A 13,798-nucleotide genomic window follows, 5' to 3' on the forward strand; every position below is an offset into this window, starting at 1 on the left:
TGAATGAACCGTATTTTTTTGATTACTGCATGTTACAGGAATGTATTTGCCGACAAGTTGCTCATTGATGCCTGTAAATACCAGAATTGACATCTTCCGATAAGTTACATTTGTTCTATTTGTTCTTTTCATCATAAAACTATAAACCGTACATCCTTACCTTGCTTTATCTTTAACTAATCATTAACTTTATCTTTTTTATCTTTATATCATTATCATATATAACCAAAACAGAAACAGAGGAAACCATCTTGGAATTTGAAAAGTATATCAACAGTTTGGAAGAAAGCCTGTGCACCTTAGGAAACGTACAAACGAAAACCATTAATTACGGAGTCCAGCTTCTTTTAACCGCTTCAGGGAAAAAAGTTACCCTTAACGTATACAATGGCAAAAAAGGGATCAGCCTGGTCTGGGGCGGCGAGAATTCAGATCTGCGAGATCAGGCCCTCGAACTGGTTCATCAGATCCCGTTGCATAATAACAAAGGTTCAAATACTGCAGGCATCCGCGAAAGCCAGGGAAGTGCTGATGCGTCTGCGCTTTCGGAAACCGTTCATTGCAGTTCGGCCAGGCCCCATTTTCTTTTGGCGGAAGAACCGGATTTTCCGGGCGTATGGCTGGGAAGTGACGAAAGCGGGAAAGGCGATTATTTCGGTCCACTGGTAGTAGCTGCCGTCTGCCTGGACAAAAAAGGCGGGGAGGCATTATTGGCTGCCGGGGTAAAAGACTGTAAGTCCCTGTCAGACGAAAAAGTGTTGGCCCTGGAAAATGTGATTCGGGACACAGCGCTTGCTGTCAGCGTCCTTGTTATGAAACCTCAAGTTTACAATATGAGGTATGACCAGGTGCAGAGTGAGGGAGGTTCGTTGAATACCCTGCTGGCCCTGGGTCATGTGGCTGCGCTGAAACAGGCCTGGCTGCAATATCCCCAATGCAAATGGTCGTTGGTGGATCAGTTTGCCAAAAACAATGACATTCCCGACGGCGTCCATGCCTTTGCTCCGGATATGCAGGTGTGGCAGCGTCCCCGGGCAGAGGAGGACATTGCGGTTGCTTCTGCCAGTGTGCTGGCGCGGGCTGCTTTTTTGCAGACATTACGGCAGATGGCTCCGGAAGCGGGCATCGGCAGAATCCCCAAAGGGGGCGGAGAAGCAGCTACCAATGCTGCCCGGCGCCTGGTGCAGAAGCAGGGGATGGATGCACTGGAGCGTTTTGTAAAACTGCATTTTGCCAATACGAAAAAGTTATGGGAAATTGAGTAAATACCGGGGGATTCATTGTTTATCACGAAAGAACCACAGGAGACTTGGTGACATAGAACATGCATCGTAATAAACTGTTTAAACGGATTGCGCTGTTAGCGACATTCGTTCTGTCCGTATCAGCGGCAGTCATTTATTTTACATTTGATATCCGGGCGCTGGATTATCTGACCATGTTTTCTTCATGGTCTGTTTTGTGCGCGTTGGGATCTCTGGCTATCGGGTTGTTCTTTGACGGTACGCGTCTTTTGACGCTGGCCCGGATCACCGGGGAAGATTTGCCGTTATCCGATGTGACCAAGGTGGTGCTAAGCAATTATTTTCTGGCACTTTTGACTCCCGGCGCTTCCGGCGGGGCCATTGCCCAGGTGATGTTTATGCGCCGGGCCGGCGTGCCGGTGGCCCGTTCTACCCTGATCATCCTGGTGCGGACCATCATGTCTATCTTTTTTCTGATTATTATGCTGCCGATTTTTATGGAACAGGATGACGCTATTACCAGTTGGATTCCAATGCCGGTCATCATGACGGTTTCGGTGATTTTTATAGCAATTCCGGTTACTGCGATTATTTTGATGCATACGGATTACCCGGAACGGATCATCTATTATTTTTCCCAGCATTTTAAGCATGAACGCAGGCGCCAGGCTTTCCGCTGGTACCATGATTTTCGTCAGGCGGTCTATATTATGGGGAAGCAGCCGGTCATGGTGCTGCGGGCTTTTATTGAATCCGGTGTCAGCCTGACCTTTATTTACCTTACGGTGCCCTGTTATTTTATGGGCCTGCAGTTTCCCTTTGACCTTGTCCAGGTGCTGGGGCGTATGTACCTGCTGAACCTGGTGTTGTATTTTTCACCTACACCGGGGGGAAGCGGCATAGCGGAAGCCGGTTTTCTGGTGCTTTTTGCCCAGTTGGTTCCCAGCGGTACGGTGGGAATTCTGGCTGTCTTGTGGCGGTTCACGACAGAGTACCTTCCGTTTTTATTAGGCGCATGCGTTACCCTGCGGGCTTTTGGCTCTAACGTGCTTACTATTGCGGAAAAGAATACAAGCACGGAATATAAGGCTGATGAGAAAGGTTCCGGAGAATGAAACACTGGAACGGAGGGGCTCTTTTATGGGCCGGTTTGGTGCTGGGCAACAGTGTATTGTTTTTGTATGGGACAGTAATCGCACCGGCTGAGTTGTTGGATTCGTATGCAGTTCCCAAAATGCTGGTGTGTATGTTTCCCTGGACTGGACTGTTACTCAAATCCTGCAAGGACGGGATTTCTGAAAGCAGTACAGAAGAATTGCGCCGGAATCTGTATTTGCTGTTATGGGGTGTGACGGCCCTGACAGTTTCCACCCTGTGTTATGCACAACGGACTCTTGCCCTGGTGCTGGGTTTTCCTGCCTTTGCCATGCTGACAGGCTGGAATATTGACCGTATGGTACGGGAAGGAAAGAGTTATTTTGCCGGCTGGGCCCGGGTCAGTGTGCTGACCTTTGTGGCGGCGGCTGCAGGATGTGTTTGGGTTTCAAAACAGGTTCCGGAAGTGCTTTTTGGGGGCCTGATACTGTCGATGGTGATCCTGGTGATGGGTGCCGGGGTCGGAATTGCGCTGCTGTATTTCAAGGACGGTTGGTTGGCGGCATGGATTCATGTTGCTGCCGGGGTATTGATTTTCTTCATCCTTTATGTTTTTCTGTTGCCGGTAGCAGGAGGAGAAAAGGCAGCGGAAGCGTTTAGTGTTCCGTCTGTATACTTGTTGGCTCGCAATTTCTTTTAAGCATATTTAAAGGTGCCGTGAAAGGCATTTACCGGATTTCCTGGGAGGTGGGGGTGTCATGATATATACCGTAACCTTTAATCCGTCTTTGGACTACACGGTGCACATGCCGGTGTTTCGGGCAGGGGCTATCAACCGTGTCGTTCAGGAGGCTGTTTATCCCGGAGGAAAGGGGATTAATGTTGGTATTATTCTCCGACGTCTGGGGCTGCCGGTGAGACTGCTGGGTTTTGTGGCCGGCTTTACCGGAGCGGAAATCGAACGGCTTTCCGGTCTGGCCGGTTGCCAGTGTGACTTTATCCATCTGGAAGAAGGGCTGTCCCGGATCAATGTAAAAATCGGCGCCGGCAAAACGGTGCTGGCCGGAGAGGAAAAGGCGGCCGGTACAGAAGCGGCGCTGGCAGAAACAGGAGCAGAAACGGCAGTCAACGGGTTAGGTCCTGAAATATCCGATGAAAATCTGCGGCTGCTGTTTCAGCAGTTTGATGCGTTAGCACGTGAAGACATACTGGTGCTGTCCGGGAGTATTGCCAAAGGACTTCCCGCAGATACCTACCGGAAAATTTTGGAACGGATGAACGGGAAACAGGTCCGTGTGGTGGTGGATGCAGAAGGAGAACTTCTGACCAGCGCCATACCCTGCCATCCTTTTTTGATAAAACCGAATAAAGAAGAGCTGGAAGAGTTATTTAAACAGGAACTGCAATCTGACGAAGATGTGGCTGTCTGCGCTGAAAAACTGCGGCAGCAGGGAGCCGAAAATGTACTGGTGTCTTTAGGTGGCGACGGGGCTCTTCTGGCAGGGGAGGATGGCAAGATCTATCGCTGTCTTTCTCCCAAAGGCACTCTGGTGAATTCGGTAGGGGCAGGAGACAGCATGGTAGCCGGATTCCTGGCAGGTTATAAACGCAGCGACGGAAATTTGTCGGAGGCTTTACGATATGGAATTGCCAGTGGAAGCGCCACGGCATTTAAGGACTGGCTGGCAGAGCGGGAGGAAATCGAAGCGCTGCTGGCCGGAATATGAGATGTGCCGACTGTAACAGGGCGGCGGAAAGGAAGCGCTATGCGTATTACAGACCTCTTAAAACCGCAGAGCATTGATTTGAATGCTGTAGTTGCTGACAAGCCGGCGGCAGTGGAGCGATTGGTAGACCTGATGGAGGCCGGCGGAAATTTGGCTGACAAGGCTCTGTACAAAGCAAGGGTGCTGGCCAGGGAAGCGGAAGGCAGCACCGGTATCGGGGAAGGGATTGCTATCCCTCATGCAAAGACGGAAGCGGTGAAAACTCCCGGACTGGCCAGCATGATTGTGCGGGCCGGGGTGGACTACGAAAGCCTGGATGAAGAACCGGCATTCCTGTTTTTCCTGATTGCGGCCCCCGCTGGAGGAGAAAATGTTCATCTGGAAGTATTGAGCCGGTTGAGCCGGATGTTGATGGACGATGAGTTCCACGAAGCGTTGATGAACGCCAAGACGCCGGAAGAATATCTCCATATCATTGATGAGGCAGAGAAAATCCAGATAGAGCAGGAAGAAGCGGAAGCAGAAGAGGAACGAAAACAGGCGGAGGCGGAACAGGCTGCAACGACTGCGGAAAAAGCAACTGGAGCCGGCGAGGGTGCCGGAACTGCAGGTGCAGGGGCAGCGAGTGTTGCAGCAGCTGCTGCCGGGGCAGCGGCAGACTCCGGCAAACCGTTTGTGGCTGCTGTGACGGCCTGTCCTACCGGTATTGCCCATACCTATATGGCGGCAGAAGCCCTGGAGCGGAAAGCCGCTGCTATGGGGATAGATATTAAAGTTGAGACCAACGGATCCGGCGGCGTGAAAAACACTCTGACGGCGGCTGATATTGAAAGAGCTGCAGGAATTATCGTGGCCTGTGACAAGAATGTTCCGGTGCAACGGTTTGCCGGGAAAAAAGTTTTGTTTGTAAAAGTGTCCGCAGGAATCAAAGAACCGGAAAAGCTGATCAATACCATTCTGAAGGGGGAAGCTCCTGTCTTTAGCGGAGAGGGTGCGCCCTCTGATGAACCGGCTGCCGCGACGGCAGAGGGGGAAAGCGTAGGCCGTCAGATCTATAAACATCTGATGAACGGTGTGTCCCACATGCTGCCTTTCGTGATTGGCGGCGGCATCCTCATTGCCCTGGCGTTCCTGTTTGATATGGGAAATGCGGGCACGGCTAACTTCGGTTCCGGTACCCCGCTGGCAGCTTTCCTGAAAAACATTGGCGGCCTTTCCTTCAGTATGATGATGCCGATTCTGGCAGGTTACATCGCCATGAGTATCGGCGAGCGTCCGGCACTGATGCCCGGTGTGGTAGGCGGCTTCCTGGCGGTGAACGGGGGCTCCGGGTTCTTCGGCGCTCTGTTTGCCGGCTTTATTTCCGGGTATTTGGTGAATTGGCTTAAAAAAGTGTTGTCCGGCCTGCCTCAGGCCTTGGAAGGAACCAAGCCGGTGCTGCTGTATCCGGTGCTGGGATTGCTGCTGATGGGAATTATTATGACGTACATCATCAACCCGCCTACGGCTATGTTCAACAAATGGCTGGCGGGTGTACTGGCCGGTATGTCTTCTTCCAGCAAAGTGATTCTGGGATTTATCCTGGGCGGCATGATGTCTATTGACTTCGGCGGGCCTATCAATAAAGCGGCCTATGTGTTCGGCACGGCTTCCCTTGCCGGAGCATCCGGCCAGGCCGTTTCTTCCGGCATCATGGCTTCCGTTATGATTGGCGGCATGGTTCCGCCCATTGCCATCGCTCTCTGCACACTGCTGTTCAAAAAGAAATTTACGAAGCAGGAACGTTCTTCCTGTGTGACGAACTTTATTATGGGATTTAGTTTTATCACAGAAGGGGCGATTCCTTTTGCGGCGTCCGATCCCCTGCATGTGATTCCGGCATGTGCTATCGGTTCCGCAGTGGCCGGCGCTCTGTCCATGCTGTTTAACTGCACCGTGCCGGCGCCTCACGGCGGTCTGTTCGTGTTCGGTGTAGTGACCAACTGGCCCATGTATTTTGTGGCGCTGCTCGTCGGGGCTCTGGTTGCCTGCTTCATTTTAGGATTTACCCGCAAGGATGCCGTTGAATGAGTTTGTTATCAAAATAAAAATAGATGTTTACAAGTTTTGAGTTATTAAATTTTGTGTAAAGGGAGGAAAAACGTATGAAAACATTTACCTATTCCATTACCGATGCAGCCGGCATTCATGCCCGTCCCGCAGGCTTGCTGGTCAAAGAAGCCAAAAAATTTGAGAGCAAGATTTCGGTGGCCAAAGGCGCCCGGAAGGCTGATTTGAAAAAATTGTTTGCCGTCATGGGCCTGGGTGTAAAACAGGGAGAAGTGATCACCGTAGATGTGGAAGGCGCGGATGAAGAAGCGGCTGCAGCTGCTGTAGAAGCTTTCCTGAAAGCTAATTTATAGAAATACGGATAGATCAGCGTTTCCATAATCTGTACTGTTAAAAACAGACCGGGGAAGGAGGCACAGTCCTGCAGGGCATCAATGAGCCGCAGTTTTTCGGTCTTCTTGTCATTGCTATACAGGAGAAATGTATGCTTACGATTACAGGAAAACCCGTATATGGGGCCATCAGCATCGGACCGCTGGCTTTGTTCCACCGCAATACAATTTCTACGGCTGCCCGCACGATAACAGACCCGGAAACGGAAGTGCAGCGCTTTCAGTCAGCACGGGAAGAGGCTGCGGCCCAGTTGGGGCAATTATATGAAAAAGCGCTGGAGACAGTCGGGGAAGAAGACGCCGCCATCTTTGAGATCCACCAGATGATGCTGGAAGACGATGAGTATATTGAAGGGGTGGAAAGTCATATCCGGGAAGAGATGCTGAATGCGGAAGCGGCTGTGGACAGGACCGCCCAGGAACTTGCCGCCATGTTCCGGGGTATGGATGACGAATACATGCAGGGACGGGCAGCGGACGTGCTGGATATCTCCCGCCGGGTGGAGCAGATTTTAAGCGGCGGCCCGGCGATTGATTTTTCCCAGTATGATCAGGTGATTCTGGCAGCGGATGACCTGGCCCCCAGCGAAACCATGCAGCTTGATACAAAAAAAATATTAGGATTTGTGCTGTCCGGCGGCAGTGCCAGTTCCCACACGGCTATTCTGGCCCGGAACCTGGGCATTGCCACTGTGGTCAACACCGGCACCCAGATTCATACGGATCTGGAGGGTAAAATGGCAGTCGTTGACGGTTTTACCGGCACCGTGTATCTGGATCCAGATGAGGCTACGATGGCAGTTATGCAGGAAAAACAGAAACAGGCGCAGGCTGAACGGGAACGGCTGGAGAACGTCCGGGGTAAGGAAAGCGTGACGCAGGACGGGCAGAAGGTTCTGATTTATGCCAACGCAGGAAATCCTGCCGACCTGCCTCGCGTCGTGGCCAGTGACGCGGAAGGCATCGGTCTGTTCCGCAGTGAGTTCCTGTATCTGGAAAATGATGATTATCCTACGGAAGATCAACAGTTTGAAGCTTATAAAAAGGCGCTGACGGCCATGGAGGGCAAACGTGTTGTCATCCGTACCATGGACATCGGCGCGGATAAGAAAGCTGATTATTTTGATCTGGATCCGGAAGAAAATCCGGCTATGGGACTTCGGGCTATCCGCATCTGCCTCACAAGGCCTGAATTGTTTAAAACCCAGCTGCGGGCTTTGTGCAGGGCTTCCGTGTATGGCAGGCTGGCCATCATGTTTCCCATGATCATTTCAGTGGAAGAGGTAAGGATGGCTAAAGCTCTGCTGGCTGAGGTGATGACCCAGTTGAAAAAAGAGGGGATTCCCTGTGCGGAGCAAATCGAGACAGGCATCATGATTGAGACTCCTGCGGCTGCACTGGTCAGTGACGCGCTGGCGAAAGAAGTGGACTTTTTCAGCCTGGGTACTAACGATCTGACCCAGTACACCCTGGCCATTGACAGGCAGCAGACCAAACTGGACGATTTCTTTGATCCTCATCATCCTGCTGTTTTGCGCCTCATTGAGATGACAGCGAAAAATGCTCACAAAGCCGGTATCTGGGTGGGCATCTGCGGGGAGCTTGGGGCTGACCTTTCCCTGACAGAAGCGTTCCTGCGCATGGGGATCGACGAGCTTTCGGTTTCCGCAACCAGCGTACTTCCCCTGCGGGATAAGGTGCGCAGTCTTAATTTAAGGAAACGCTAATTAATTCGTCTGCACGCTGACCTGTGCTTTTTGTGACTGACTGCGTCAATGTCCCTCAACGCAGCTACGGCTGCGCCTTCGGACCATTTTCTTGCCAGTCGCAAAAAGCCCTCGGTCAGCGCACAAACTCATTTAATCAGCGTCTCCTTAAAATGATAAAAGAAGCGTTTATTACTGTATTGAATATATTACCGAATAGAGGACCTTGCCGACATGAAAGAATTCAATCTCCCTTTGTTTATGAAAGTGAAACCGGATGCCTTAAAAGAGCTGAAAGATAATCTGGATTTGAATTTCCCGGATATTCTCGGAAAGCGGGTTTTAATTTTAACTACGGACGGATTGCTCCAAAAGCTGGAAAAAAAAGTTACCCTCATGCTGTCGCAACTGAAAGAATATGAAGTGGTTACCGTGGAGTCCAGTTCGTATGATTATGCGGTTTCCATTGCGAAGAAAATCAGCATGGAAGGAATCCGGATGATCATTGGTTTTGGCGGCGGAACTGCCCTGGATACGGCGAAATATGCTGCTTTTGTGGCGAATGTGCCGTACATCGCGATTCCGACGGCGCTCAGTAATGATGGTGTGTGTTCTCCTGTCTCCGTTCTTTTTTCCAAAGGCAACCGGACCCATTCCTTTACCTCGAAAACACCGGACGGGCTTCTGATCGACACAGATATTATCCTGAAGTCGCCCCGGTTGTTGCTGGAAGCCGGCGTGGGTGATATTATCAGCAACTATACCGCTTTATATGACTGGGAACTGGACTGCAAATATAACCACGGACAGCCCAATGACTTTGCGTATATGTTGTCGGAAAGGGCATTGAATGCCTTGCTCTATTCTGATATAAAATCTTTTACCAGTCAGGAGGGCGTCAAAATGCTGGCCCAGTCGCTTGTGTTGGGAGGCCTTGCCATGCAGATTGCAGGCAGTTCGCGTCCCTGCAGCGGCTCAGATCATTTATTCTGCCATGCCCTTGATGAGTTGTTTGACCACGGACTGCCCCATGGTATCGTTGTAGGCATCGGTACGATTGGCGCAGCTTGGCTGCAGAAACGCGAGTACCGGATGCTTTTGGATTTTTTAAAGGCGTATGGAATTGATATTAATCCGAAACGCAGAGGGATTACAGAAGTGATGTTCGTAAAGGCATGGCTTTTTGCCCGGGAAGTCCGCAAAGAAAGGTACACCGTTTTAAATAATATGGAAATGATGCCAAGGCGGATGAGAGAGGATATGTTCAAAGAGCTTTACGCTATGATGTGCAGAATCTGATTGAAATCCTGAGATATTTTGCGGAGAATTTTGGAAGAGATTTTCAAAAGCTAAGGAAACACTGATTAATTCGTCTGCACGCTGACCGGTGCTTTTTGTGACTGACTGCGTCAATGTCCCTCAACGCAGCTACGGCTGCGCCCTCGGGCCATTTCAGCGTCTCCCTAAAAAAACAACACCGCAAGTGATTCCGGAATCCGTTGCATGATCGGGACTAACCGGAAACACTGCGGTGCTTTTTTCTGTTTTCTGTTAAAGCAGTTCCTTCAGTTCTTTCAGCTTTCTGGCAAATTTTTCCAACGTAACCTGTACCGGCTGTGGTGAATTCAGATCTACACCGGCCTCTTTTAAAAGATTCAAACTGTAATCGCTGCCGCCTGCATGTAAAAACTTCAGGTATTTTTCTACGGCTGAAACGCTTTGACAGGGGTTCAACGGGTTCCCGGATCCGGCATTGGACGGAGGAACTGTTCGGTGTTTATCTGCCGATTCGTTTAATATGGCTTCGCTGAATGCTGTGGCGGCGCTGTAACCGGTTGCGTATTTATAAACGTAAAAGGGAGTATGGAAATGGGGGATACGGCTCCATTCGCTGCCCAACTCCTTGTCAACGGTTAAGTCAGGCCCGTAATAAGTCCGGTTGCTTTCCAGCCAGTATTTTTCCAGTTCTTCAGCCTGCAGAGATTCTCCCATGGTGATTTTATCATGAATGAATTTTTCAAACTCTGCGAATTGTACCTGACGGTATACGGTGGTACGTACCGCCTCGAGGAACTGGTTAAGCAAAAAGATTTTCTGTGTTTTATCTGCCCTGGCAAGCGCATATTCCAATAGAAGATTTTCGTTGGTTGTAGAAGCGACCTCGGCGCAAAAGATGCTGTAGTCGCTTTTTGCATAAGGCTGGGCCTGACTGCTGAAGTAACTGTGAAGAGAGTGCCCCAGTTCATGGGCCAGGGTGGAAATGCTGTTGTAACGAGGTTGGAAATTCAACAAAACATAGGGATGAACGCCGTAGACGCCCCAGGAATAAGCGCCGCTTCGTTTTCCTTTGTTTTCATATATATCGATCCAGCCATCTGTCATACCTTTCTGCAACGCTTCAATATAGGCCTGCCCTAACGGCTGCAGCGCATTTTTTACTGTTTCACAGGCTTCGGCAAATGTGCAGGAAAAACTTTTTTCTCCTTCCTGGGATAAAGGCACATACAGGTCATAGGGGTGGAATTCATCATAACCCAGCGTTTCTTTTTTCAGTGTAATATACTCGTGCAGCGGTTTCAGATGGGCATGTATGGTCTGAATCAGCCCGTTGTAAAGACTGACGGGGATGTTTTCTTCCGCCAGACTGGCCTCCATGGAATTCTGATAACCGCGGACCCGGGCATAAAAGTAACGGCTGCGGCAGGTTCCGGTCAGCGTGGCGGCCAGCGTATTCCGGTAATGGTGATAGGTGTTCATCAGGCCAAAAAAAGAGTTTTTGCGTAAAACACGGTCATCGCTGGACATGTTCAGCATATAGCAGCCTTCGCTTACAATCGCATCGTTGCCGTTGCGGTCTTTGATGACAGGGAACTCCATGTCGGCAGATACCAGTGCCCGGAAGGCAAGGGCGCCGGTTCCGGTGGCCAGCTGACTTTGTGCCAGGATTGCTTCCTGCTCACCGGGCAGTATGTGTTCTCGCATTCGTTCCAGGTCTTCCAGGTAAAAACTGTAGTCGGAAAACAATGGGTCGTTTTTTAACTGTTCCAGTTGCTCTTTCGGGAGCGAAGTAACTTCAGAGTCAATAAAAGAAACTGCGTTGTAAAATGCAGCCAGAATTCCTTCCGCTTTTCCTGAAAGAGCTTGGGCATTTACGTCTCCGTTGTCTGCATCCTGCTGCAGACGGGCGTAGGCGTAAATTTTATCAATTTCCTGCGACATGCGATCCCGCAACTGTAAGGCCTGTAATAATATGCCGGCGTCTTTCAGGCTGCCTTTGCATGTTTCCAGTTCCGCAATCAGCTCTTTTAGGGCAGTGCAGGCTTTTTCCCATTCTTCCTGTGTAGCATAAATGTCCTGTATCTTCCACTGGAAAACGGCAGGAATGTCTTTTCTCGCAACCTTGCTTCCGTGAGATGGTGTATTCATAGTACCTCCTCGAATTTTTATTGCATTTTATTCAATTCTTTACTATTATATCACTATGAGTTGGGAATTGAAGCTTTTTTTGGAAGAGGAAATCGGTATGCAGGCATTTTTTATTGGAACGAACAGCAAATATATTCATACCACGCTGGGTATCCGTTATGTGACGGAATACTGCAGGGAGCAGGGAATTTTATCGGTTCACAGACTGGAAGTTACGGTCAATGAACCGGTGCTTTCGGTTTTGATCCGTATTACGGAACAGATCGACCAGGCCGGAGTTACAAACGACGAACCAATTTTGATCGGCCTGGAAGTACATATATGGAATCGCCGGTTTGTACTGGAATTGGGCGAGTTGTTGCGCAAGGTTTTGCCGGATTGCTTTTTGATGCTGGGAGGCCCCGAGGTCATGTTTCGCCCCGCAGAAACCTTTGCTGCAGTGTCTTTTGTGGATTTTATTGTCTGTGGTGAAGGAGAGGAGGTTGTAGCCGCTTTTTTACAGAGAGTGGCACAGTTTGAACGAACAGAAACGCAGGGAACAGAATCTCCCGCTGTTGTTAAGCAGGTAGCAAGACAGAATATAAGTCATTGGAAGGAATTGATACCGGAGGGGATTGCGTATCGGGATGAATCCGGCAGGCTTGCTGTTCCGGATGCGACGCTTACAGTGGATGACCTGGATAAGCTGCCGTTTCCGTATCCCGACCTGGCAGAGGTTGTGGCGCAGCATAAAATTGTGTATTACGAAGCGTCCCGTGGCTGCCCGTTCCACTGTTCTTATTGTCTGTCCGGCATTTCTCACTCGGTACGCCGGCGGAGCCTGCCCCTGGTGTTGGCGGATATGGACAGGTTTATGCAGGCAGGGGCCGCGTTGGTGAAGTTTGTAGACCGGACCTACAATCTGGATGAAACCTATTATCTTCCCATTATGCAGTACCTGGCTTCGGCAAATACAAAAACCACGTTTCATTTTGAAATAAAAGCGGATATTCTGAGTCCCGCCGCTGTGAGTTTTTTACAGACGGTACCGAAAGGGCGTTTCCAGTTGGAAATCGGCGTACAGAGCACGGATGCGGACGTACTACAGGCTATCGGGAGAAAAGATGACTGGGGCAGATTAAAAGATACAGTTGCAGCGTTGCTGAAATCCGGCAATATGCATATCCATATGGATTTAATAGCGGGACTTCCGTTGCAGGACTTGAAGAGTTTCGCCCAATCCTTTGATGATGTATATGGATTACGCCCCCATGCGTTGCAGCTTGGTTTTTTAAAGATTCTGTCCGGTACGGAAATGGAAAGAGTTTCTGACCGTCACGGCCTGATTTACATGGCCCAGCCACCTTATGAAATTTTGGCAACAAAGTATTTGAGTTATAAGGAGATACGTTTCTTAAAAATTCTGGAAGAGGTATTTGACCTGACTGCTAACAGCGGCAGGTTTCCTTTTACACTGGCATATCTGTCGGAGCAGGCGGGGAGAGGATCGACGTTTTCCTTTTTCAGGAAGCTGACGGAATGGTACCGACAGAAAGAGATGGCCGGAATAGGTCATAATGCCTTGGAAACTGCTCAAATGTTGTTTACATATGTCGAAGAACAACAACCGGAGTTGCTGTTCCAGGTACGGGAATTGCTGCGGCTGGATGTTTTGCGATACCTGCCTAATTTCAAACCGGAATGGCTGCAATGGCGTACAACCATAAATTACGAAAGGGTTTCTGCATTTTGGAAGGATGAGAAACGGGTACGTAACTATATTCCGGATTATGTTTTCAAAAACTGGCGGGAGTTACATAAAAAGTACGCACTGGAAGAATTTTTGTTTAATCCGTGGACGGGTGAAAAAGATTCTGTATTTGTTTTGGTAAATTATGAAGAAATGTGCTTGACAAGAATTAAAACGAATGCTAATATATAAAAGCCGTCGGTTGACGGCAGAGGAACCTTGAGAACTGAATAACGAACCAAATGAATGTGCGGGTCAGTCCCTTTTGGGACGGACCTAACGAAGTCAAAAATTTCTGAACAACAAGAAGAGCCGAATCGGCTTTCTGTAATTATTATGGAGAGTTTGATCCTGGCTCAGGACGAACGCTGGCGGCGTGCCTAACACATGCAAGTCGAACGGGGATTTTGTTTCGGCAGAATCCTAGTGG

General features: G+C 49.7%; 10 protein-coding genes and 1 rRNA gene. 10 read left to right on the forward strand and 1 reads right to left on the reverse strand.

What is annotated here, in order from left to right; genetic code table 11:
* Positions 1-251: 251 nt before the first annotated feature.
* The 8 genes from QZV31_RS11170 to QZV31_RS11205 all read left to right on the forward strand — a co-directional run bounded on the left by QZV31_RS11170 (position 252) and on the right by QZV31_RS11205 (position 9,512).
* A complete protein-coding gene (locus QZV31_RS11170) occupies positions 252-1,265 on the forward strand; it encodes a ribonuclease HIII (protein ID WP_295360617.1) in 1,014 nt (337 codons plus the stop codon).
* A gap of 59 nt (positions 1,266-1,324) precedes the next feature.
* A complete protein-coding gene (locus QZV31_RS11175; RefSeq protein ID WP_295360619.1) occupies positions 1,325-2,359 on the forward strand; it encodes a lysylphosphatidylglycerol synthase transmembrane domain-containing protein in 1,035 nt (344 codons plus the stop codon).
* On the forward strand, positions 2,356-3,039 hold the full coding sequence (locus QZV31_RS11180; RefSeq protein ID WP_295360621.1) for a hypothetical protein: 684 nt from the start codon (positions 2,356-2,358) through the stop codon (positions 3,037-3,039). The genes QZV31_RS11175 and QZV31_RS11180 overlap by 4 nt, the downstream gene beginning before the upstream one ends.
* 58 nt (positions 3,040-3,097) lie before the next feature.
* On the forward strand, positions 3,098-4,066 hold the full coding sequence (locus QZV31_RS11185; protein ID WP_295360623.1) for a 1-phosphofructokinase family hexose kinase: 969 nt from the start codon (positions 3,098-3,100) through the stop codon (positions 4,064-4,066).
* A gap of 39 nt (positions 4,067-4,105) precedes the next feature.
* Positions 4,106-6,136 carry a PTS fructose transporter subunit IIABC gene (locus QZV31_RS11190; RefSeq protein ID WP_295360625.1) on the forward strand — a complete coding sequence of 677 codons (2,031 nt, stop codon included), beginning with the start codon at positions 4,106-4,108 and terminating at the stop codon, positions 6,134-6,136.
* Positions 6,137-6,210: 74 nt separating this feature from the next.
* Positions 6,211-6,468, forward strand: a complete 258-nt coding sequence (locus QZV31_RS11195; protein ID WP_295360627.1) for an HPr family phosphocarrier protein — start codon at positions 6,211-6,213, stop codon at positions 6,466-6,468.
* 131 nt (positions 6,469-6,599) lie between these two features.
* Positions 6,600-8,234 carry a phosphoenolpyruvate--protein phosphotransferase gene (gene ptsP, locus QZV31_RS11200; RefSeq protein WP_295360629.1) on the forward strand — a complete coding sequence of 545 codons (1,635 nt, stop codon included), beginning with the start codon at positions 6,600-6,602 and terminating at the stop codon, positions 8,232-8,234.
* Positions 8,235-8,447: 213 nt separating this feature from the next.
* Positions 8,448-9,512: an iron-containing alcohol dehydrogenase family protein gene (locus tag QZV31_RS11205; protein WP_295360641.1), complete on the forward strand. Its 1,065-nt coding sequence runs from the start codon at positions 8,448-8,450 to the stop codon at positions 9,510-9,512.
* A 252-nt stretch (positions 9,513-9,764) separates the two neighbouring features.
* Here QZV31_RS11205 and pepF read toward each other — a convergent pair whose 3' ends face one another.
* Positions 9,765-11,639 carry an oligoendopeptidase F gene (gene pepF / locus QZV31_RS11210; protein WP_295360643.1) on the reverse strand — a complete coding sequence of 625 codons (1,875 nt, stop codon included), beginning with the start codon at positions 11,637-11,639 and terminating at the stop codon, positions 9,765-9,767.
* A gap of 97 nt (positions 11,640-11,736) precedes the next feature.
* Here pepF and QZV31_RS11215 point away from each other — a divergent pair, with 97 nt between their 5' ends.
* Both QZV31_RS11215 and QZV31_RS11220 read left to right on the forward strand, forming a co-directional pair.
* Positions 11,737-13,560 carry a B12-binding domain-containing radical SAM protein gene (locus QZV31_RS11215; protein ID WP_295360645.1) on the forward strand — a complete coding sequence of 608 codons (1,824 nt, stop codon included), beginning with the start codon at positions 11,737-11,739 and terminating at the stop codon, positions 13,558-13,560.
* Between the two features lie 141 nt (positions 13,561-13,701).
* A 16S ribosomal RNA gene (locus QZV31_RS11220) occupies positions 13,702-13,798 on the forward strand; the annotation flags it as partial.

Source organism: uncultured Succiniclasticum sp. (assembly GCF_902793885.1).
Lineage (GTDB): Bacteria > Bacillota > Negativicutes > Acidaminococcales > Acidaminococcaceae > Succiniclasticum.

Bases quoted from the DNA above. Each gene is read 5' to 3' on its own strand.
- QZV31_RS11175 (WP_295360619.1), top strand. From the start codon at position 1,325: ATGCATCGTAATAAACTGTTTAAACGGATTGCGCTGTTAGCGACATTC.
- QZV31_RS11190 (WP_295360625.1), top strand. From the start codon at position 4,106: ATGCGTATTACAGACCTCTTAAAACCGCAGAGCATTGATTTGAATGCT.
- QZV31_RS11185 (WP_295360623.1), top strand. From the start codon at position 3,098: ATGATATATACCGTAACCTTTAATCCGTCTTTGGACTACACGGTGCAC.
- pepF (WP_295360643.1), bottom strand. From the start codon at position 11,639: ATGAATACACCATCTCACGGAAGCAAGGTTGCGAGAAAAGACATTCCT.
- ptsP (WP_295360629.1), top strand. From the start codon at position 6,600: ATGCTTACGATTACAGGAAAACCCGTATATGGGGCCATCAGCATCGGA.
- QZV31_RS11215 (WP_295360645.1), top strand. From the start codon at position 11,737: ATGCAGGCATTTTTTATTGGAACGAACAGCAAATATATTCATACCACG.
- QZV31_RS11205 (WP_295360641.1), top strand. From the start codon at position 8,448: ATGAAAGAATTCAATCTCCCTTTGTTTATGAAAGTGAAACCGGATGCC.
- QZV31_RS11180 (WP_295360621.1), top strand. From the start codon at position 2,356: ATGAAACACTGGAACGGAGGGGCTCTTTTATGGGCCGGTTTGGTGCTG.
- QZV31_RS11195 (WP_295360627.1), top strand. From the start codon at position 6,211: ATGAAAACATTTACCTATTCCATTACCGATGCAGCCGGCATTCATGCC.